We start from the raw sequence: 658 nt of genomic DNA, 5'->3' as shown, positions 1-658 counted from the left end.
CTTCACAACCAGGAAAAAACCTATAAAAAATGAATCACCTACTGTCAGAGCAGCTAATCGATTAAATGAATTGAAAGAGTATGTTATAACTTACGAAGATAATGATTTAATCTATAAATATCTAAATGATTTCACCTTGGTTAAATATAACCCTGAGCTGGTTTCAGGTGCTTACGCAAGTGCCAGATACGAAATTTCGGAGAATCTTTCTTTCTTCAATACATTCCAAATTGTCCAAAATTTTGTCGACTGATTATATTATTTATACCTTACAAATCAAGAGCAAAGGCTAACAGATACTATTGTTTTCATGTTAAATAACATGGTCTCTCATACTCTACTAGATGTTTTATCTAAAAAAAGAATAACATCATCAATAATCAACATTGTTTCATCTGCAAACACACCTGAACTATCTTATAAATTCATCCTTGCCCTAGCAAAATCACCAATTAGGCGAGAAGCATACCTAGAATACAATTTGGATTCATTATCCAAAAAGAAATTAAATAAAAAAATTCCATTAAATAACTTTCCTGACGAACTAGTTATGATAGTAAACCCCAGCTTGGATATTAGCATAGAACGTCAGGACTTTATTGAAATATTAAAAGAGATAATTGGCGAAACCTATACATTAAACTTTAATGAGGAGAAA

At 30.7% G+C, this 658-nt stretch carries 2 pseudogenes; both read left to right on the top strand.

The features are described 5' to 3' along the window. Positions 1–253 (top strand): annotated as a pseudogene (locus LD28_RS23710) (hypothetical protein); the annotation flags it as partial. A 57-nt stretch (positions 254–310) separates the two neighbouring features. Next, positions 311–658: pseudogene (locus tag LD28_RS23105) on the top strand (hypothetical protein); the annotation flags it as partial.

Source organism: Aeromonas finlandensis, assembly GCF_000764645.1.
Lineage (GTDB): Bacteria > Pseudomonadota > Gammaproteobacteria > Enterobacterales > Aeromonadaceae > Aeromonas > Aeromonas finlandensis.
This window is presented reverse-complemented; position numbering and strand designations above follow the sequence as displayed.